The sequence below is a fragment of the Tsukamurella ocularis genome, assembly GCF_965138335.1.
Classification (GTDB): Bacteria; Actinomycetota; Actinomycetes; order Mycobacteriales; family Mycobacteriaceae; genus Tsukamurella; species Tsukamurella ocularis_A.
The window spans coordinates 114,339-134,140 of record NZ_CBCSDV010000002.1 but is presented as its reverse complement, the minus strand read 5'-3'; the positions used below and the strand labels follow the sequence as shown (position 1 = coordinate 134,140).

Here is a 19,802-nt window from a genome sequence, read left to right as displayed (position 1 = left end):
GTCCGACATCTTTGCATTTGAACAGATATAGTCCCCGCATGCGCAGAGCCCGACGCGTCCTCGGCGTCCTCACGATAGCCGCGATCGCGACGTCGGCCTGTTCCTCCGCCACGCCGTCGGACGAGGGCCGCCTGGTTCTCGCGGAGACCCAGGAGCTCGGCGCCTTCAACCCGCTTCTCGGCTACGGCGAGCTCGGCGTGGCCCCGCTCTACGACGGGCTGTACCGGCCCGACTCCCCCTCCGACACCGCGGTCCCGAACCTCGTGCCCGCGCTCGCCTCCGCGGCGCCCGAGCGGGTGGGACCGCGCGCCTGGCGGGTCGCGCTGCGCACCGGCGTCACCTTCTCGGACGGCAGCGCGCTCGACGCGGCCGACGTGGTCGCCACCTACCGGGCGGCGCGCGATCCCGCGGTCGCCGCCGACATCGCCACCCACGTCGCCCCGATCGACGACGTCGCGCCCGACGGCCCGAACGCGGTCGTGCTGCGCCTGAGCACGGACGGCGACCCCACGCCCTACCTGCTGCTCGGCATCGTGCCGTCCGAGCGGGTCGAGGCGCGCCCCGCTGCGCAGTGGGCGCTCAACCGGGAGCCGGTCGGCACGGGGCCGTACCGCCTGGAATCCGTCTCGAACGACCAGGCCGTGCTCGTGGCGCGCTCCGACCGGGGCGGCGGGGCTCCCGCCGTACGCCGCGTCGTGTACACGCTGGTCACCGACGACAACGCGCGTGCGCAGCGGATCCGGACCGGCGAGATCGACGGCGCCTCGCTGCCGCCCAAGCTCGCCGCGTCGCTCGACGGGCGCGACGGCGTGCGGACGGTGACCGTGAAATCGTCCGACTGGCGCGCGGTCTCGCTCCCCGCGGGCAACCGGTTCACGGCGGACCCCGCCGCGCGCCGGGCGATGAACCTGGGCGTCGACCGGGCCGAGATCGTCGCCGGCGTCCTGGGCGGGGCCGGGGAGCACGCGAGCACGCCGTACTCGTCGGTGTACGCGGGCGCCTACGAGCCCGCCGCCCAGCTCGGCTTCGATCAGGCCGCGGCCCGCCGCGTCCTCGACGAGGCCGGTTGGCGCGCCGGGCCCGACGGTGTCCGCGCGCGCGACGGCGAGCGCGCGGCGTTCCCGCTGCTGTACAACGCGTCGGACACGGTGCGCCGCGACCTCGCCGTCGCCTTCGCGGCCGCCATGAAGCCGCTCGGCATCGCGGTGACGCCGCAGGGCAGTAGTTGGGACGACATCGAGAAGCGCACGGGCGACGCCGCCATCCTGCTCGCGGGCGGGGAGACGCCGTTCAGCATCGACTCGCAGGGCTACGACGCGCTGCACACGCGCGTCGGCGACTCGTCGCCGTACAGCAACCCGGGCGACTTCACCGCGCCCGGCCTCGACGGCATGCTCGACGGGGCCCGCGATCTCGCCCCCGGGCCCGCCAAGGACGAGGCGTACCGACGGATCCAGCTCGCCTACTCCGCGCAACCGTCCGCGGTCTTCCTCGCGCATCTGCACCACGTGTACGCCGTGCGGTCGACGGGATGGACCTACGCGGCACCGATCCTCGAGCCCCACGCCCACGGCGTGAGCTGGGGGCCGTGGTGGAATCTGCCCTCGTGGCGACGCTGATACCGCCCCGGCGGCGGGGTCGGCGCGTCGGCCGACTGCTGGGCACCCGCGTAGCCGCTGCGGTGCCGCTGCTGCTGATCGTCTCCCTCGCGCTGTTCGTGCTGGCGGACCTCTCGCCCTTCGACCCGCTCGCGACGTACCTCGGCGCGAACTACCAGTCGGCGACGCAGGCGCAGCGCGAGGCGGCGCGCGCCGCCTACGGCGTCGATGCCACGTGGTGGTCCGCCTGGTGGCACTGGGTCAGTGGCCTGCCCGTGGGCGACCTCGGCTGGTCGACGACGCAGCGCCGGCCGGTGGTCGACGTCCTGGCCTCGGGGCTGCCGTTCACCCTCGGGCTGTCGGCGGCGGCGCTGATCCTCGCGACCGTCCTCGCCCTCGTCCTCGGCGGTGTCGCGGGGATGCGCCGCGGCAGCCCGCTCGACCGCGCCCTGTCCGGGCTCGCGACCGCGCTGGCCGCGACCCCGCCGTTCGTGACCTCGCTGGTGCTGGTCGCCGTCTTCGCCGTCGCCCTGCGCGCGCTGCCCACCTCCGGGGCCCGCGCCCCCGGTGACCCGTACACGCTGAGCGGGATCCTCGCGCACGCCGCGCTGCCGTTGATCACCCTCACGCTCTCGCAGGTGCCGTGGCTCCTGCTCGCCATGCGGTCCGCCGTGGTCGACGCGGCGGAGTCCGACGCGGTGCGCGGCGCGCGCAGTCGCGGGATCAGTGGCACCGGCCTCCTCCGCGGGCACATCGCGCCGGTCGCGGTGCTGCCGACGCTGGCGCTGCTCGGCACCCGACTGCCCGAGGTCATCGCCGGGGCGGCCGTCGTCGAGGTCGTCTTCGACTGGCCCGGAGTGGCCGCGACGCTGGTCGATTCGGCGATGGCCCTCGACTTCCCGTTGTTCGCGGCGCTCTCGCTGTTGTCGGCGGCGGCGGTGCTCCTGGGCTCCGCCCTGTCCGACGCCGCGGCGATCTGGCTCGATCCGCGAATCGAGATGGCGGGATGAGGCGGGCGGCCCCCTGGTTCGCGCTGGCGGCCATCGTCCTCGCCGCCGTCGCGGTGCCCGCCCTCGCCGGCCCGCAGACCGCGGACTTCGCGGCGTCCCTGCGGCCCCCGGGCGACGGTGCGCTGCTGGGCACCGATCACTCCGGCTACGACATCGCGGTGCGCACGGCGTCGGCCCTGCGGATCTCCCTGCTGCTCGCCGCGGTCTGCGCGGTCCTGTCCACCGTGCTCGGACTCGTCGTGGGCATCGCCGCCGCCACGGCCGGCGGCTGGTTCGACGCGATCTCGATGCGCCTGGTCGACGGGGTCAACGCGCTCCCCCATCTGGTGGTCGGGGTCGTGATCGCGGCGCTGTGGCGCGGTGATCCGCTCGCCATCATCGCGTCGATCGCCCTGACGCACTGGCCCGCCGTGGCGCGCGTGGTGCGCGCCGAGCTGCTGGCCACGGCATCGTCGGGCTGGGTGGAGTCCGCCCGCCTGGCGGGGGCGACCCGCGTGTTCGTGGGCCGCCGGCACCTGCTGCCCGCGGTCAGCGGCCAGGCGCTGGTGGCGGTCGTCGTGCTCCTGCCGCACGCCGTCTGGCACGAGAGCACCCTCTCGTTCCTCGGGGTCGGCCTCTCCCCCGACCGGGCGAGCCTCGGCTCGCAGCTCGGGGAGGCGCGCGGGGACGTCCTCACGGGCGCCTGGTGGACCCTGGCCGTGCCGGGCGCCGCCCTCGTCCTCACCGCCCTCGTCTGCGCGGCGTGCGGCGCGAGCCTGCGACGCGCCACGGCGGCACCGACCCCGCAGGTGTGGCGATGACGGCCGGGACCCGCGGCCTGACCGTGCGCGCCGGGGCGACGACGGTGCTCGACGCCGTCGACCTCGAGCTCCGGGCCGGATCCGTGACCGCGCTGGTCGGCGAGTCCGGCTGTGGGAAGTCGATGGTCGCGGCGGCGCTGTGCGGCCTGCTGCCGGCCGGCACCGCCGGCAGCGGTGAGGTGACGGTGGCGGGCCGCGCCCTCACGCAGCACGACCGCGCGTGGTCGACGGTGCGCGGGCACGTCGTGGGCGTGGTGCCGCAGTCACCAATCACCTCGTTCACCCCGGTGCGGTCCCTGCGCTCGCAGCTCGACGAGGTGATCGCCGCCCTCGGCGGCACCCGCTCGGCGGAGGAGCTGTGCGCCGCGGCCGGGCTGCCCGCGCACGCCCTCCCCCTGTACCCCCACGAGCTCTCCGGCGGCATGGCGCAACGCGCGGCCGTGGCCGCGGCCCTCGCCGGCGCACCGTCGGTCGTCCTCGCCGACGAGCCGACGTCCGCGCTGGACCCCGAGACCGCGCACGGCGTGCTGCGCCTGCTGCGGGGACTGGCCGACGACGGCGCAGCCGTGCTGATCGTGACCCACGATCTGCGCTCCGTGCTCGCCACCGGCTGCGAGTCACTGGCGGTGATGCGCGCGGGCCGGATCCTGCTGCAGGGCCCGCCCGAGAGCGTGCGCGCCGCCGCCGCGTCCGACCACTACATCGCCGCATTCTTCGAGGAGGTCCGATGACCGTTCCGCCGATCAGAGCCCGGGGCGTCGTGGTGCGGCGCGGGGGCCGAACCGTCCTCGACGGCGTCGACGTCGACGTCGAACCCGGCGTGGTGACCGGTGTCGTCGGCCCGTCCGGCGCAGGCAAGACCACGCTGCTGCGCGTCCTGGCCGGGCTCGTCGCGCCGGATGCGGGCACCGTCGACCACGGGGACGGCGCGGCCCGCCCCCGGCCGGGCGCGCTCGCGCTCCTGGCGCAGCACCCGCGCACGGTCTGCAACCCGCGCTGGACCCTGGCGCGGGTGATCGCCGAGCCCCTGCTCGTCGCTCGGCGGCCGGCAGCGCGCGACGTTCTCGAGGACGCGGCGCGGCGCGCCACCCTCGACACCGGGCTGCTGGACCGGTTCCCGTCCCAGGTCAGCGACGGCCAGCTGCAGCGCGCGTGCGTGGCCCGGGCGCTCGCGCAGGAGCCGGACTTCGTGCTGGCCGACGAACCCGTCGCGATGCTCGATCCGGTCGCCGCCCGGGCGGTGTTGCGGGTGCTGGACGACCTCTGCGCGGCGGGCACCGGAATCGTGCTCGTCAGCCACAACGCGCCGCTCGTGCGGAACCGGAGCGCGACGATCGTCGACGTTCAGTCGAGCGGCGCCACGTCGACCGAGACGCCGATCTGCGAGCCCCTCGAGTCGGTGTAGATGACGCCGCGCAGCGGCGGTACGTCCTCGTAGTCGCGCCCCCAGGCGACGGTCACGTGCCGCTCGTCGACGAATTTGTTGTTCGTGGGGTCGAAGGGCAGCCAGGCGTCGCCGGGCAGCCACACCGCGGCCCACGCGTGGGTGGCGCCGGCGCCGACGACCCGGTCCTGCCCGGGCGGCGGCTCGGTGGCGAGGTAGCCGGAGACGTACCGCGCGGCGAGCCCCTTGGACCGCAGGCACGCGATCGCGACGCGCGCGAAGTCCTGGCACACGCCCTCGCGACGCTCCATGACCGTGCCCACGCGGGTCGAGACGTTGGTGGCGCCGGACTTGTACGCGAAGTCGGTGTAGATCCGCGTCGTCAGCTCCTCCACGGCCTCCACCAACGGTTTCCCGGGCGTGAAGATCGCATCGGCGTAGGCGCGCACGGCGTCGTCGATCTCGGGCGGTCGCTGGTCGAGCCGGTACTGCGCCGCGAGCGCGCCCGCCTCGCCGACGGGCCGGGCGAGCTCCCACGGCGCGAGCGCCGGGCCCTCGTCGGTGATGGCGCGGTCGAGCGGGTCGACCTCGACGACCGACTCGCCGCGGACCAGGAGCCGCGTGTGCGGCGTGGTCACGTGGAAGTAGGTGTCGGTGTTGCCGTACGCGTCGACGCCCTCGGAGCGGTCCGAGGGTTCCGGCCCGACCGTGATGGCGTGCTCGTCGACCCGCTGATCGGACAGCTCCCGCGGCGAGAGGTAACAGCGACCGAAGCTGGAGGTGACCTCCGCGTCGTAGGTGTAGGTGGTCTCGTGCACCACGCGGTAGCGGCGCGCCCGCGAATCCTCGGTGCGCCGGGAGAAGCTCAGCCCCACGACTGCACCCCCACCCAGATCGGACGGGCCGCGGCGGGCGGCGCGAACCGGGTGCGTTCGAGCACGTCCGAGACCTCCCGCACGCCCTCGTCGACGGCGTCGAGCAGGCCCTCGATCTCGGAGCGACGTCCGTCGACGACGGTCTCGGCGTCGTCCGGGTCAAACCGCCCCAACTGCGCCAGGACCTCCCCGACGGTGCGCTCGCACGTCGCGCTGCGCAGTTCGTCGGGCAGCTGCGCGAGGTCGGCGGCGAGCGCCGTCAGCGCCGCGACGAGCGAGCGGGGGTTGGTCGCGTCGAGGAACATCAGATCGACGGCGGCGCCCGCGCGGAGCACGGCGCGGTGCCGGCGGCGGTACGTGACCGCGGACTCGCAGCTCACCAGGTAGGCGTCGAGCAGGCCCGCCTCGATCTCGGCGGGGTTCTCGGGGACCACCATCGCGCGGGTCACCGCGGTGAGCTGCAGCGCGCGCTCGATGCGGCGGCCCGCGTCCATCATGAGCCACGCCGGGTCCTGCACGAGCGACTCGCGGCCCAGGCCCGCGAAGGCCAGCAGCGAGACCAGGACCTCGCCGAGGGTCTGGTCGAGCTGCTCGCCCGCGTCCTCGCGGTCGGCGGCGAGCCGCGCCAGCGAGCGCTCGGCGCCGCTGAGCACCAGCCAGGTGTCGGTGGACATCTGGTCGCGCACGGCCCGCAGGCAGGCGCGCAGCCGCAGGCCCGAGTGCGCGACGCTGCCCGGCACATCGCCGTCGAGGGTGAGGCGGCGCAGCCGCGCGAGCACGTCCGTCTGCTCGGTGCCCTCGACGACGATCGGCCCCAGCTGGTCGGTCACGGTGGCCGCCACGACCGCGTCGAGCAGCGGCTGCAGCACGTCGGCGCCCGCCTGCCACGGGCGGTGCCGGAATTCGCGGCTCCGGTCGTGCGCCATCGACAGCAACCGGACGGTCGCCTCGGCGCGCTCCGCGTACCGGCCGATCCAGAACTGGTCCGACAGCACACGCGGCGTCGCGACGGGCGCGCTGGCGGCGGCGCCGATCCGGCCGGAGCGCGGCGCCGTCGCCACCCGGGCCGGGGCGCGCAGGTCCTCGGGCGTCGGCACCCAGACGTCGCGGGCGGCCGACGAGTGCAACAGTGCGGCGTCGGCACCGTCGACCAGGACCTGGCCGAGGCCGCCCGGCAGCACCGTGTAACCGGACTCCTGCGCGAGCGCGAAGGCGCGCAGGGCGAAGCCGCGCTCGACGACGGTGCCCCGGTCCACGGCCGGCCGGCCGGTGAAGGGCACGAGGGTCTTCACGCACCACACCGTGGGGTCGGCGGCGATCCGTCGCCGCAGGTCGGCGGCTCGTTCGGCGGTGAGCTCCGTGCCGACGAAACGCTCGCCGGTGGCGAAGTTCTGCACGAGCCGGTCGTCCAGCGGACCGTCGACCGCGGCGCGGCCGGCCGGGGTCGCGGTGTGCAGGGTCGGCGTGGACGGGAGCAGCAGGTCCTCGTCGAGGAGATCGCGGCACAGCTGCGGCAGGTAGGCGTGGAGGGCGGGGTTCTCGAGCACGCCCGAGCCGAGGGTGTTGACGACGGTGACTGCCCCGCGGGTCATCATCTCCACCAGGCCGACGACGCCGAGCTGCGAGTCGGTGCGCAGGTCGAGCGGGTCGGAGAACTCGGAGTCGACGCGCCGCAGGATGACGTGCACGCGCTTCATCCGGCCGAGCGAACGCATGAAGACCCCGCCGTCGCGCACCGTGAGGTCCGAGGACTCCACGAGGGGGAAGCCGAGGACAGAGGCGAGATAGGCCTGGTCGAAGGCGGTCTCGGACAGGGAACCCGGGCTCAGCACGACGACGGTCGGGTCGTCGACGCCGGGCGGCGCGGCCTCGACCAGCTGCACGCGCAGCGCCGCCGCGAAGGAGGCGACGGGGCGCGGGGTCTCCGAGCGCAGCTCGCGCGGCAGGGCGCGGGAGGTCACGCGGCGATCGGCCAGCGCGTAGCCCACGCCCGACGGGGCCTGGGTGCGGTCCGCGACCGCGACGTACCCGGACACCTCGGCGTCGGCCGCCTCACCGACGTCGACGCCGTGCAGGAACAGGGAGCGGGGGCCGGGCGACGGGACGCCGACGGCCCGGCGGATGTAGCCGGGGTGCGCGAACAGCACCTCGGGCGGCACGGTCCCGCTGCGCAGGGTGCGCTGCTCGCCGTAGAAGTCCTTGAGCACCGCGTCGAGCAGGAGCGAGCGCTGCGCGACGCCCCGCGCGAGACCGTCCCACTCCTCCGCGCCGAGCGGCACCGGCAGCGGGTCGAGCCGCCACGGCCCCGGCTCGGTGGCGGCCCCGGGGCGCGCCGGATCGGGCACGGCGGGAAGGGCGTCGAGCGCGTTGTACGTGATGCCCTCGTCGTCGACGAGGCCCCGGACCCGCACCGACAGGCGGCGCAGGCCCGCGGCATCGAGGTCGCGGAGGGCGGCGATGCTCACAGGCCCACCTGCTCGCGCATGTCGCGCCACGCGGCGGGCCGCAGGACCAGCACGAGCACACCCGCGACGACGATGCCGACGAGGTTGATCGCCAGCTGCCCCGTGGATTCGAGCGCGCGCTGCCACTCCCCGACCGTCGCGGCCACGACGGCGTACCCCGCCGCGGGGACCGTCGTGACCGAGATGAACACGCCCACCAGGGCGGCGGACTTCGCGGTGACCATGGAGATCATGCCCGCGGCGCCGGCGAGCAGCGCGACGATGAGCGAGAACGGGCCGACCCGGTAGATGAAGTCGACCTGGCCCGCGGAGTCGAGGACGTCGACCGTGAACAGATCGGCGGCGAGCGCGGCCTCCGCGCCCAGCCACGTGCAGGCCATGGCCACCGGGAAGCCGACGGACAGCGCGATCATCGGGCGCATCGCGAAGTGCAGGCGACGGGTGGCGAGCGCCACCGCGATCGCCGCGAGCGGCCCGAACTCCGGGCCCACGACCATCGCGCCGACCACGGTGACCGGCGAGTTCGTCACCACGCCGACCGCGGCCAGCAGCACCGCGAGCACCACGAAGGCCAGGAAGGTCGAGTTGAGCGTCGACTCCTCGCGGGTCCGGGCGGTCAGCTCCTCCCAGACCACCGCGTCCGACGGATCGCCGGGCACGGCCTTCTCCGCCTGCTCCGCGGCGCTCGAGAGCACCGTGTCGAGCGTCGAGACCGTGACGGCGCCGTCGGTGGGGATGTCGAGCTCCTCGAGGCTCTGCAGCACGCGGTGCGCGGCCTCGCGGGTGACCTCCGCGCTGAGCACGTCGCCCGCGGGGACGAGCGACGCGCCGAGCGCCAGCGTGATGTGGGTGACGCCCGGCCGCGACCGCAGCAGCGCGAGCACCGCGTCGGTCCGGTCGGGCGGGCTGATCACCCGGATGTGGCGCACGGGCTACTTCTGCTCGGCGCCCTGGTCCGCGGCCTGCTCGGGCTTCTTCGGCTTGGCGTCCATGCCCGACTCGCGGCGCTGCTGCACTGTGATGGCCGCGGGCGCGTCGGTGAGCGGGTCGACGCCGCCGCCCGACTTCGGGAAGGCGATGACCTCGCGGATCGACGGCGCGCCGGCGAGTAGCGAGACCACACGGTCCCAGCCGAAGGCGATGCCGCCGTGCGGCGGGGCGCCGTAGGAGAAGGCGTCGAGCAGGAAGCCGAACTTCTCGCGGGCCTGCTCCTCGTCGATGCCCATGATCGCGAAGACGCGCTCCTGGACGTCCTTGCGGTGGATACGGATCGAGCCGCCGCCGATCTCGTTGCCGTTACAGACGATGTCGTAGGCGTAGGCCAGGGCGCTGCCCGGGTCGGTGTCGAACGTGTCGATCGACTCCGGCTTGGGGCTGGTGAAGGCGTGGTGCACGGCCGTCCAGGCACCGTCGCCCACGGCCACGTCGCCCGAGGCGGTCGCGTCGTCGGCGGGCTCGAAGAGCGGTGCGTCGACGACCCAGGTGAAGGCCCAGTCGCCGTCCTTGATCAGGCCCAGCTTGTCGGCGATCTCGCCGCGGGCAGCGCCGAGCAGGGCGCGCATCGTCTTGGTGGGGCCGGCGGCGAAGAAGACGCAGTCGCCCGGCTGGGCGCCGACGTGCGCGGCGAGGCCGGCGCGCTCGTCGTCCGAGAGGTTCTTGGCGACGGGGCCGGTGAGCTCGCCGTCCTCGCCGATCAGCACGTACGCGAGGCCGCGGGCGCCGCGCTGCTTCGCCCACTCCTGCCAGGCGTCGAGCTGGCGTCGCGGCTGCGACGCGCCGCCAGGCATGACGACGGCGCCCACGTACTGCGCCTGGAACACGCGGAACGGCGTGTCCTTGAAGTAGTCGGTGCACTCGACCAGCTCGAGGCCGAACCGCAGGTCCGGCTTGTCGGAGCCGAAGCGGCGCATCGCCTCGGCGTAGGTCAGGCGCGGGATCGGGGTGGGGATCTCGTGCCCGATCAGCGACCAGAGGGCCTTCACGATCTGCTCGCCGAGCGCGATCACGTCCTCCTGGTCCACGAAGCTCATCTCGATGTCGAGCTGGGTGAACTCGGGCTGCCGGTCGGCGCGGAAGTCCTCGTCGCGGTAGCAGCGCGCGATCTGGTAGTACCGCTCCATGCCGGCGACCATGAGCAGCTGCTTGAACAGCTGCGGGCTCTGCGGCAGCGCGTAGAACGTGCCGGGGCGCAGGCGCGCGGGCACCAGGAAGTCGCGGGCGCCCTCCGGGGTGGACCGGGTGAGCGTCGGGGTCTCGATCTCGGTGAAGTCGTTGAGCGCCAGGATGTTGCGCGCCACCGCGTTGGCCTGGCTGCGCAGCTTGATCGCGGCGGCGGGGGCCTCGCGGCGCAGGTCCAGGTAGCGGTACTTCAGGCGCGCCTCCTCGCCCGGCTCCTCGTCGAGCTGGAAGGGCAGCGGCGCCGACTCGTTGAGCACGGTCAGCTCGGTGACGTTGACCTCGATGGCGCCCGACGGCAGGTTCGGGTTCTCGCTGCCCTCGGGCCGCTTCTCGACGGTGCCGGTCACCAGGACGCAGTACTCGGACCGCAGCCGGTGCGCCTGCTCGGCGACGTCCGACTCGCGGAAGACGACCTGGGCGACGCCCGAGCTGTCGCGCAGGTCGATGAAGATCACTCCGCCGTGGTCACGCCGCCGCGCCACCCAGCCCGCGAGGGTGACGACGGTGCCGGCATCCTCCGCACGCAACGATCCGGCCAGGTGAGTGCGCAGCACTTTCGGGGTGTCCTTTCGACAGGGAATCTTTCAGCGCCTGTCATGCTACGGGGCGAACCGGTTCACGATCTCACCGCTGTCATGGAATGCTGTGCGCATGACCTTTCGGGATGACAGCGAGCTCGGCGGTGGCAACATCAGCGCGGGCGGCGGTGGCGGCCTCGGCCGCGGAATGGTGATCGGTGGTGGCGGCATCGGCACGATCGTGATCGGCCTCATCATCTACTTCCTCACCGGCAGCACCGGCGGTGTTCCTCAGCAGTCCCAGCAGGGACAAGGCTCCGGTCAAGGCATCTCTGCCGGGCAGGAACAGGTGAATCGCGATCTCGCCGCGTGCAAGACGGGCGCCGACGCGAACAAGAACACCACGTGCCGAATCAAGGCCACCACGATATCGCTGGACAAGGTGTGGCCGACCGTGCTGCGCGGCTACCAGCCGCCGCGCGGCGGGACGAAGATCATGCCTTCGGACGCGCAGTCGATCAACACCGCCTGCGGCGTCGCGGGCGCCGACACCGGCCCGTTCTACTGCCCGAGCGATCAGGTCGCGGTGTTCCAGCTGGACTTCATGGATCGCGTGATCAAGAAGATGGGTGGCACGAACGCCCCGTTCTCGCAGGAGTACATCGTGGCCCACGAGTTCGGCCACCACGTGCAGACCCTGCTCGGAGACATCAACAAGTCCCAGCAGGGCCGGGGCGCGCAGGGCGGTTCGGTGCGCGTCGAGCTGCAGGCGGACTGCTACGCGGGGGTCTGGGCGGCGCACGCCGACAAGGGTGAGGACGCCCTGCTCAAGCCGCTGACGCAGGAGGACATCTCCGGGGCGATCACCACAGCGCAGGCGATCGGCGACGACACGATCCAGCGCAACGCCGGCCGCAACGTCAACCCGGAGTCGTTCTCGCACGGCACGTCCGCGCAGCGCGTGAAGTGGTTCACCCAGGGCTACCGGACCGGGGCCCCCGCACAGTGCGACACCTTCAGCGGCACCATCTGATCCGGTGCTCGAAACGCTGATCCGCTGGGCCGCGTACTTCGGCGGATGGTTGCTCGTCGCGGGACCGCTGATCCAGGCGCGGCTGGAGCTGGAGGCGGAGGCGACCGAGCTGAGCGGCATCGGCGAGGTCATCCGCAGCACCGCGCCCCCGTCGCACCTGTCGCGCTGGTGGTGGCTGGTGCCGCCGGTCGCGATGTACCTCACCCGGCGACGTCAGTCCGCGTTCCTGAACACGCTCGGCGAGCGCCTCGACGCCGCGCAGATGACGCGGCTCGCGCGCTTCTTCGCCGTCGCCCGCGCGTGGATGATCGTGGCCTGCGGCGCCGCGCTGATCGCGCTCAAGGAGACCTACGAGCTGGCCCATCACCACCACTGGGGCGCGACCGGATTCTGGCTCCTCGTCCTGATCGCCGCGCTCGGCGTGGCCGCGACCAACGCGGCGACCTGGAAGAAGCCGGGCCGGACCGCGCGCGGACTGTAGGCCCGGCATAGCCTGGTCGCATGTCGGACGCCGCCGCTGCGAACACCCCCATCGACCAGCTCGCGAACACGCTCGCCCTGCGCATCGCTGCGAGCGACCCGATCCTCGCCACGCACGCGGGGATCACGGAGTTCAACCACGAGCTCACGGACTTCTCCCCCGCCGGGCTGGAGGCGAGGGCCGCCGTCGGGCGGGAGACGCTGGCGCAGCTCGACGCGCTGACCGAGGAGAGCGACGCCGACCGTGTCACCGCCGCGACCCTGCGCGAGCGGCTGGGCGTGCACGGCGCGATCCATGACGCGGGCCGCACCGTCGGCGAGCTGAACGTGATCGCCTCGCCGATGCAGGACATCCGCGACGTCTTCGACCTCACCCCGTCGGGCACGCCGGACGAGGTCGCCGTGCTGACCGCGCGTCTGGAGGCCGTGCCGTCCGCCGTCGACTCCGCGGTGGAGGGGCTGCGGGCACGGCTCGCCGACGGTGCCTGGCCCTTCGCGCAGCTGCAGGTCCGGGAGATGCTGGCGCAGGCGCGCACGGCCGGCGACCAGGTCGCGGCGAACGCCGACCGGCTGGGCGGGGAGGCACCGTCGAACCTGCGGGACCGCGTGCGGACCGCCTTCGCCGGATACGCGGACGTGCTCGAGACGGAGGTCCTGCCGGCCGCCAAGGCGCTCGACGAACCGGGCGGCCTGGGCGTGGGGCGCGAGGTGTACCCGCTGTACTCGCGGCTGTACCTGGGCGCGACCGTCGACCTGGAGGAGACCTACGCCTGGGGGCAGGAACTGCTGGCCGGCATCGTCGCCGAACAGCAGCAGGTCGCGCATCGCCTGTACCCGGGCGCGACGGTGGCCGAGGCCCTCGCGCGGCTGGACACCGAGCCGCGGTACACGATCCACGGCACCGACGCGCTGCGGGACTGGATGCAGCGCACCTCCGACGAGGCCGTCGCCGCCCTGGCCGGGACCCACTTCGACATCCCCGAGGAGCTGCACCGGCTCGACTGCAGGATCGCGCCGAGCAACTCGGGCGGGATCTACTACACGGGGCCGTCCGCCGACCTGTCCCGCGCCGGAGCCATGTGGTGGTCGGTGCCGGACGGCGTGACCGAGTTCCACACCTGGCAGGAGAAGACCACCGTCTACCACGAGGGCGTCCCCGGGCATCACTTGCAGATCGGGCAGTCGGTGATCGCGCCGCTCAACGTCTTCCGCCAGTTGGCCTCGTTCGTCTCCGGCCACGGCGAGGGTTGGGCCCTCTACGCCGAGCGACTCATGCGCGACCTGGGCTTCCTCGACGACGACGGCGACCTCATGGGCATGCTCGACTCGCAGCGGCTGCGCGCCGCGCGCGTGGTCCTCGACATCGGCGTGCACTGCGGTTTCGAGGCGCCCGCGGAGGTCGGCGGCGGCGATTGGACCTACGACAAGGGCTGGGCGTTCCTCCGCTCGCACGTCGCGATGTCCGACGAGCAGCTGCGCTTCGAGTACCACCGCTACCTGGGCTGGCCGGGGCAGGCGCCGTCGTACTCGGTCGGGCAACGGGTGTGGGAGCAGACCCGCGACGCCTACCTCGCCGCCCACCCCGGATCCACGCTCAAGGACTTCCACCGCGACGCGCTGGCGCTGGGCGGCATGGGCCTGGACACCCTGCGCGACGCGATCGTCTGAGGTCAGCGCGGCACGAGCACCGGGAGCACGGCCCTGCGGATCCCGACGGTGACGGGGAGTTCCTGCAGGTAGTCGCCGTCGGCGTGGACGGGGATGGGACGGTCGGCGCTCACGCGCACCTCCTGGCCGCTGAAGGTCAGGGCCTCCGCCCGCGCGACGTGGGCCCCCGTCTTCGCCTCCCCCATGGCGCTGATGAGCTTGAGCTTGTTCCCGGCGCCGTCGACCGCGAGCACGTCGATGCGGCCGCTGTCGGCCGCGGCGGCCGGCACCATGTGCAGGCCGCTGCCGTACCAGCCGGAGTTGCCGATGACGACCATGTGCACCGGGCCCTCGTGGACGGCACCGTCGACCTCGATCCGGAAGGCGGCGGGCTTCCAGCGGAGCGCGGCGATCGCCGGCGCGAGCCGGTACGCGAGCGGCCCCATCCAGCGCAGCCTGTTGATGAGTTCCGTCGCCACGGAGTCGAGGCCGACGTAGACGTTGCCCACGGCGATCTCGTCGCCGACCGTGAGTACGTCGAGGTCCTTGCGCAGGCCGTCGGTGAGCACGTCGGCGATCGCGGACGGCTCGTCGGGGATCCGCAGGTGGCGGGCCATGTCGTTGCCGCGGCCGGCGGTGACGATGCCCATCGGCGCTCCCGGCACGCGGAGCACGCCGCTGGCGACCTCGCGGATCTGGCCGTCCCCGCCGACCGCGACGGTGAGCGCGCCGGACGCCGCGGCTACCTCCGCGCGCCGGCGGGCGTCGGTGCCCGACGTGGACTCGATGACGTCGGTGGAGACGTCCCGACGGGCGAGCTCCTCGGCGACGGCGGCCCACCGGGTGCGCGCGACCCCGCCGCCGGAGATCGGGTTGAGGACGGCGATGACGTCGGTGGCGGTCACGGGAGCAGGATCCCGGGGTTGAGCACGCCCTGCGGGTCGAGGGCGTCCTTGACCGCGCGCAGCGCGGTCACCTGCACGTCGCCGATCTCCTCCAGGTAGGTGGCGCGATGATCGGTGCCCACGGCGTGGTGATGGGTGATGGACGCGCCCGCGGCGCGGATCGCGGCGTTGGCGGCGGTCTTCGCGGCGCCCCACTGGGCCAGCGGGTCGGGCAGGGCCTTCGCGATCACGGTGAAGTAGAGCGAGGCGCCCGTCGGGTAGACGTGCGAGATGTGGCACAGGACCACGGCGGGGGTGCCCTGCTCGCCGAGCGCCGCGGTGAGCGCGGCGGTCACGTCGGCCTTGAGCCGCTCGACGTTCGACCAGAAGGTCACGGTCTCGAGCGTCTCGACCAGCGCGCCCGCGTCGAGCAGCGGGTCCCGCAGGTACGGGCCGCGGAAGCGCCCGGCCCGCCAGGCCTCACCCGGCTCCGCACCGAGGAACTCCCCGCCCAGCTCGATGAGGCGAGCGGAGACGTAGCCGTCGCGGCAGTCGACGTCGGGCTCATCGCCCTCGAAGCCGACGATCATGAGGCAGCCGCCGACGGCGGCCTGGCCCGCCGCGCCGGGGTTCGCGAGGTTGAGGCCCGTCTCGGCCTCGTCCGACAGGCGCAGCACCGTCGGCCGGACGGAGCTCTGGGCGAGGACGCGCATCGCGGTCGCGCCGGCCGCGAAGTCGGGGAACCGCCAGCCGTAGAACCGGCGGACCGTCGGGACGGGGTGCACCCGGACGCGGACGGCGGTGACCACGCCGAAGGCCCCCTCGGAGCCGAGGAACAGCTGCCGCAGGTCGGGCCCGGCGGCGGACTTGGGGGCCGTGCCGATCTCGGCGACGCCCTGCGGCGTGGCGACGGTGAGCCCGACGACCATCTCGTCGAATCGGCCGTAGCCGATGGACGACTGCCCGGCGGAGCGGGTGACGGCGCACCCGCCGACGGTGGCGCCCTCGTAGGACTGCGGGAAGTGACCGAGTTCGTAGCCCTGCTCGGCGAGGAGGCGCTCCGCCTCGGGCAGTCGGGTGCCGGCGGCCAGTGTGGCGATCTGCGACACGGCGTCGAGCGCGATCAACCCGGTGAGGCCGCGCAGGTCCAGCGCGACGACGGGTCGGGTCCGCTCGGGCGCGAGGCCGCCCGTGACGGAGGTGCCGCCGGCGAACGGGCTGAGCGTGAGGTCCTTCGCGGCGCACACGGCCAGCACGTCGGCGACCTGTTCCGCGGTGGCCGGCACGACCACCGCGTCGGGGGCGTCGGAGGTGTCGCCGGCGCGGTACTTGAGCAGGTCCGGCGTGGAGAAGCCGCGAAGATGGCCGAGCCGGGTAGCGTCGTCGGTGGCGACCGTCACACCGGTCTTCTGCAGCGCCGCGAGGGCCCGGCCGGAGACGCGCGACGGCAGGAGGAAGGGCTGTTCGGGCTCCCCCGGGCCGCCCTCGATGCCCAGCATCGTGAGGGCGCCGAGCACCGAATCGGACAGGTGCATGGGGTTCGCGGGATCCCCCCAGCGGCCGGGCTCGAAGGCGACGACGGGCAGATCCACCTCGGACGAAGTCATGATACATTTGTACACATGATGTCGCAGGATCTCAATCCCCGGGGGTCGTCCCCCCGCGGCCCGGCCAACGCCGTCGACGACGAGCTGATCCTCGACGCCGCGCGGGATCTGATGGCCACCATCGGTATCCGCCGCACGACGATGGCGGACGTCGCCCGCACCGCGCAGGTCTCCCGCGCCACGCTCTACCGGCGTTACCCGAACGTGCAGGCCCTGGCGGCCGCGGTCACCACCCGCGAGTTCGTCGCCGCCCTCTCGTCGATGGGCCTGTTCGACGGTGCCACCGGCCGCGAGACCGTCGCGCGCACCGTCGTGCACGTGACCGCCGCGGCGCGCTCCCATCCCCTGCTGCGCCGCATCGTCGAACTCGACCCCGAGTTCCTCATGCCCTACCTGCTGCACCGCACCGGCCGCACTTCGCGCGCGCAGCTCGAGGCCATCACCGGCGGGATCGCCGCGGGCCAGGCCGACGGCAGCATCCGGAGCGGCGAGCCCGCCGAGCACGCCGCGGTCGTCCTGCAGCTCGCCTGGTCGTCCGCGCTCACCGGACCCGTCTTCACCGAGTCCGCCGACCTGCTCGACGCGCAGCTGTTCGACCTCATCGACCGGTACCTCGCGCCGTGACCGCCGCCCTCGGGACCGTCGACCCCGCCACCCGCCTCTCGGCGGCCCGCCGCGCAGCGGATCTCGCCGCGCTGTCCGCGGACTCGTCGGTCGACGTGCTGGTCATCGGCGGTGGCGTCACGGGCACGGGCGTCGCGCTCGACGCGGCGAGCCGCGGGCTGCGCGTCGCGCTCGTGGAGAAGTACGACCTCGCCTTCGGCACCAGCCGTTGGTCGTCGAAGCTGGTGCACGGCGGCCTGCGCTACCTCGCCTCGGGCGCCGTGGGCATCGCCTACGAGAGCGCCGTGGAGCGCGACGCGCTGATCCGCGTGATCGCGCCGCACCTCACCCGCCCGCTGCCGCAGGTCGTGCCGCTGTTGAGCGACGTCCGGCGCCGCGACGCCGCGCTCACCCGCGTCGGCTTCCTCGCGGGCGACGCGCTGCGGCTCGCCGCCCGCACCCCGTCGTCCGAGCTCGCCCGCTCGCGCCGGATCTCCGCGGCAGAGGTCATCGCCATGGCCCCCACCGTGCGGCGCGCGGGCCTGCGCGGCGGCCTCCTCAACTGGGACGGACAGCTCACCGACGACGCCCGGCTGACCGTGGGCATCGCCCGCACCGCGGCGGGCCACGGCGCGAAGATCCTCACCCACTGCGCCGCCTCCCAGGTCACGGGCACCGCGGCGACCGTCACCGACAAGCTCACCGGCGCCTCGCTGACCGTCCGGGCGAAGGCCGTGATCAACGCGACCGGGGTGTGGTCGGGCACGGTCGACCCTGCGGTCTCGTTGCGGCCCAGCCGCGGAACGCATCTCGTCTTCCGGCAGGAGACCTTCGGCAGCCTCACTGCCGGCCTGACGGTGCCCGTCCCCGGCGCGTTCGGGCGGTACGTCTTCGCGCTGCCGCAGCCGGACGGGCGGGTCTACGTGGGCCTCACCGACGAGGAGGCCGACGGCCCGCTCCCCGACGTTCCGGTGCCCTCGGACCACGAGATCGACTTCCTGCTCACGACGGTGAGCCTGGCCCTCGGCACGCCGCTGACCCGCGACGACGTGGTGGGCACGTTCGCCGGCCTGCGCCCGCTGCTCGATTCCGGCGGCGGCGCGACGGCGGACGTCTCCCGCAAGCACGCGGTGCTCACCCGCGGCGACGGCCTGGTGACGGTCGTCGGCGGCAAGCTCACGACGTACCGGCGGATGGCGGAGGACGCGGTCGACGCCGCGCTGGCCGCGTCGGGCCTGCCGGCCGACCCCTGCGTCACGCGCGAACTCCCCCTGGTGGGCGCCGCCCCGCGGGACGCGCTGCGGCGCGTCGACGCCCCGGAGCGGCTGGTCCGCGCGTTCGGCACCGAGGCGCCCGCGGTGCTCGCGCTCGGCGCTGCGGACCCGGCGCTCGCCGCACCGGTCGCCGCGGGCACCGAGGTCACCGGCGCGGAGCTGGTCTTCGGCGCGCTCGTCGAGGGCGCGATCACCGAGGCCGACCTGCTCGAGCGGCGCACGCGCCTGTCGCTGATCCCGGAGGTGGCCGAGGCCGCCGCGGGTGCCGCGCAGGCCGCCCTCGTGACTCAGTGACGGTGCGCCGGAACGTTCCACGCCGGTAGGCGGTCCGGGTACTCGACCCACGCGGCGGGGCCCTCGGCGACCTCGTCGTCGGTGAGCAGCGCACCGTCGAGCAGGGCGCGCATCCGCTCGGCGTCGAGCCGGACGCCGATGAAGGCCAGCTCCTGCTGCGGCGCACCGTCGACCTGCGACCAGTACGCGGCCGGCTCGATGGTGAGGTTCGGCCCGGCCTGCGACCACACCCCCACGAGGTCGGGACGGCTGGCGATCCAGCAGAAGCCCTTGCTGCGCAGCACCGCGCGGACCTCCGACAGCGCCTCGAGGAGCCGCTGGGGGTGGAACGGGCGGTCGGACCGGTACGTCGTCGACGAGATGCCGTACTCCTCCGTCTCCGGCGTGTGCCCGCCGATCACCTCGTCGTCCCAGCCGGCGACCGAGGACGCGGCGTCGTGGTCGAACAGGCCGGTGCCGATCACCTCGGCGACCGCGATCTCGCCCCGCGGGAGCGCATGCACCCGGGCCCGCGGGTTGAGCCGGCGCACGGTGGCCTCCACGGCGCCCCCGGCCGCCGCGGAGACGAGGTCCAGCTTGCTGATCAGCACGACGTCGGCGAATTCGACCTGATCGATGAGCAGATCGGCGATGGACCGCTCGTCCCCTTCCGCCGCGCCGAGCCCGCGCTGCGCGAGGCTGGTGCCGCGCGCGATCTCGCCGAGGAAGGTGCTGGCGTCGACGACCGTGACCATCGTGTCCAGCGCGGCGAGGTCGCCGAGGCGGCTGCCGTCCTCGAAGGTCCAGTCGAAGGTCGCGGCCACGGGCATCGGCTCGGAGATGCCCGTGGACTCGATGACGAGATGATCGAAACGCGGCTCCCCCTCGGGCGTGCGCTGCCGCGCGATCGCGCCGACGGCGTCGACGAGGTCCTCGCGCAGGGTGCAGCAGATGCACCCGTTGCTGAGCTCGACGAGCTTCTCCTCGGTGCGGTCGAAGCCGCCGAGGTCGACCAGCGCGGCGTCGACGTTGACCTCGCTCATGTCGTTGACGATCACGGCGATGCGCAGGCCGTCGCGGTTCGTCAGGAGGTGGTTGAGCAGCGTGGTCTTGCCGGCGCCGAGGAAGCCGGAGAGGACGGTCACGGGCAGTGGGGCTGGGGCGGTCATGCCA

General features: G+C 73.9%; 17 protein-coding genes. 10 read left to right on the top strand and 7 right to left on the bottom strand.

All coding sequences use genetic code 11. The features are described from left to right. The first annotated feature begins 38 nt into the window (after nucleotides 1–38). From ACNAYW_RS03350 to ACNAYW_RS03330, 5 genes are read left to right on the top strand one after another with little or no spacing between them, the layout of a single operon-like run. The gene (locus tag ACNAYW_RS03350; RefSeq protein ID WP_415848334.1) at nucleotides 39–1,619 is read left to right on the top strand and encodes an ABC transporter substrate-binding protein; all 1,581 of its coding nucleotides are present in this window, start codon (nucleotides 39–41) and stop codon (nucleotides 1,617–1,619) included. Further along, nucleotides 1,607–2,608: an ABC transporter permease gene (locus ACNAYW_RS03345; RefSeq protein WP_415848333.1), complete on the top strand. Its 1,002-nt coding sequence runs from the start codon at nucleotides 1,607–1,609 to the stop codon at nucleotides 2,606–2,608. Before ACNAYW_RS03350 ends, ACNAYW_RS03345 begins: the two co-directional genes overlap by 13 nt. Beyond that, the gene (locus ACNAYW_RS03340; RefSeq protein WP_415848332.1) at nucleotides 2,605–3,408 is read left to right on the top strand and encodes an ABC transporter permease; all 804 of its coding nucleotides are present in this window, start codon (nucleotides 2,605–2,607) and stop codon (nucleotides 3,406–3,408) included. The genes ACNAYW_RS03345 and ACNAYW_RS03340 overlap by 4 nt, the downstream gene beginning before the upstream one ends. Continuing rightward, nucleotides 3,405–4,139 carry an ATP-binding cassette domain-containing protein gene (locus tag ACNAYW_RS03335; RefSeq protein WP_415848331.1) on the top strand — a complete coding sequence of 245 codons (735 nt, stop codon included), beginning with the start codon at nucleotides 3,405–3,407 and terminating at the stop codon, nucleotides 4,137–4,139. The genes ACNAYW_RS03340 and ACNAYW_RS03335 overlap by 4 nt, the downstream gene beginning before the upstream one ends. Continuing rightward, a complete protein-coding gene (locus ACNAYW_RS03330) occupies nucleotides 4,136–4,813 on the top strand; it encodes an ABC transporter ATP-binding protein (RefSeq protein ID WP_415848330.1) in 678 nt (225 codons plus the stop codon). The genes ACNAYW_RS03335 and ACNAYW_RS03330 overlap by 4 nt, the downstream gene beginning before the upstream one ends. On the opposite strand, the gene ACNAYW_RS03325 is transcribed toward ACNAYW_RS03330, so the two are convergent. The 4 genes from ACNAYW_RS03325 to aspS are packed head-to-tail and all read right to left on the bottom strand — an operon-like array spanning nucleotide 4,753 to nucleotide 10,864. Then, a complete protein-coding gene (locus tag ACNAYW_RS03325; RefSeq protein ID WP_415848329.1) occupies nucleotides 4,753–5,667 on the bottom strand; it encodes a transglutaminase family protein in 915 nt (304 codons plus the stop codon). The two genes, ACNAYW_RS03330 and ACNAYW_RS03325, sit on opposite strands and share 61 nt — an antisense overlap. Beyond that, nucleotides 5,658–8,132, bottom strand: a complete 2,475-nt coding sequence (locus ACNAYW_RS03320) for a circularly permuted type 2 ATP-grasp protein (protein WP_415848328.1) — start codon at nucleotides 8,130–8,132, stop codon at nucleotides 5,658–5,660. The genes ACNAYW_RS03325 and ACNAYW_RS03320 overlap by 10 nt, the downstream gene beginning before the upstream one ends. Beyond that, nucleotides 8,129–9,061 (bottom strand): DUF389 domain-containing protein, encoded by a 933-nt coding sequence (locus tag ACNAYW_RS03315; protein ID WP_415848327.1) that lies wholly within the window; start codon nucleotides 9,059–9,061, stop codon nucleotides 8,129–8,131. The genes ACNAYW_RS03320 and ACNAYW_RS03315 overlap by 4 nt, the downstream gene beginning before the upstream one ends. Nucleotides 9,062–9,064: 3 nt before the next feature. Beyond that, entirely contained in the window at nucleotides 9,065–10,864 is a 1,800-nt protein-coding gene (aspS, locus tag ACNAYW_RS03310; RefSeq protein ID WP_415848326.1) for an aspartate--tRNA ligase, read from the bottom strand. A gap of 97 nt (nucleotides 10,865–10,961) precedes the next feature. On the opposite strand from aspS, the gene ypfJ reads away from it, so the two are divergent. The 3 genes from ypfJ to ACNAYW_RS03295 are packed head-to-tail and all read left to right on the top strand — an operon-like array spanning nucleotide 10,962 to nucleotide 14,009. Beyond that, entirely contained in the window at nucleotides 10,962–11,861 is a 900-nt protein-coding gene (ypfJ, locus tag ACNAYW_RS03305) for a KPN_02809 family neutral zinc metallopeptidase (protein ID WP_458629825.1), read from the top strand. Between the two features lie 4 nt (nucleotides 11,862–11,865). Further along, complete coding sequence (locus ACNAYW_RS03300; protein WP_415848324.1) at nucleotides 11,866–12,342, top strand: hypothetical protein; 477 nt, start codon at nucleotides 11,866–11,868, stop codon at nucleotides 12,340–12,342. A gap of 20 nt (nucleotides 12,343–12,362) precedes the next feature. Next, a complete protein-coding gene (locus tag ACNAYW_RS03295; RefSeq protein WP_415848323.1) occupies nucleotides 12,363–14,009 on the top strand; it encodes a DUF885 domain-containing protein in 1,647 nt (548 codons plus the stop codon). Between the two features lie 2 nt (nucleotides 14,010–14,011). On the opposite strand, the gene ACNAYW_RS03290 is transcribed toward ACNAYW_RS03295, so the two are convergent. Both ACNAYW_RS03290 and ACNAYW_RS03285 read right to left on the bottom strand, forming a co-directional pair. Then, a complete protein-coding gene (locus tag ACNAYW_RS03290; RefSeq protein ID WP_415848322.1) occupies nucleotides 14,012–14,893 on the bottom strand; it encodes a diacylglycerol/lipid kinase family protein in 882 nt (293 codons plus the stop codon). Beyond that, nucleotides 14,890–16,479: an FAD-binding oxidoreductase gene (locus ACNAYW_RS03285; RefSeq protein ID WP_415848321.1), complete on the bottom strand. Its 1,590-nt coding sequence runs from the start codon at nucleotides 16,477–16,479 to the stop codon at nucleotides 14,890–14,892. Before ACNAYW_RS03285 ends, ACNAYW_RS03290 begins: the two co-directional genes overlap by 4 nt. A gap of 15 nt (nucleotides 16,480–16,494) precedes the next feature. Here ACNAYW_RS03285 and ACNAYW_RS03280 point away from each other — a divergent pair, with 15 nt between their 5' ends. Both ACNAYW_RS03280 and ACNAYW_RS03275 read left to right on the top strand, forming a co-directional pair. Further along, a complete protein-coding gene (locus ACNAYW_RS03280) occupies nucleotides 16,495–17,103 on the top strand; it encodes a TetR/AcrR family transcriptional regulator (RefSeq protein WP_415848320.1) in 609 nt (202 codons plus the stop codon). Then, nucleotides 17,100–18,650: a glycerol-3-phosphate dehydrogenase/oxidase gene (locus tag ACNAYW_RS03275; RefSeq protein WP_415848319.1), complete on the top strand. Its 1,551-nt coding sequence runs from the start codon at nucleotides 17,100–17,102 to the stop codon at nucleotides 18,648–18,650. The genes ACNAYW_RS03280 and ACNAYW_RS03275 overlap by 4 nt, the downstream gene beginning before the upstream one ends. On the opposite strand, the gene ACNAYW_RS03270 is transcribed toward ACNAYW_RS03275, so the two are convergent. Next, the gene (locus ACNAYW_RS03270; protein WP_415848318.1) at nucleotides 18,644–19,798 is read right to left on the bottom strand and encodes a GTP-binding protein; all 1,155 of its coding nucleotides are present in this window, start codon (nucleotides 19,796–19,798) and stop codon (nucleotides 18,644–18,646) included. The genes ACNAYW_RS03275 and ACNAYW_RS03270 overlap by 7 nt on opposite strands. Nucleotides 19,799–19,802 lie beyond the last annotated feature (4 nt).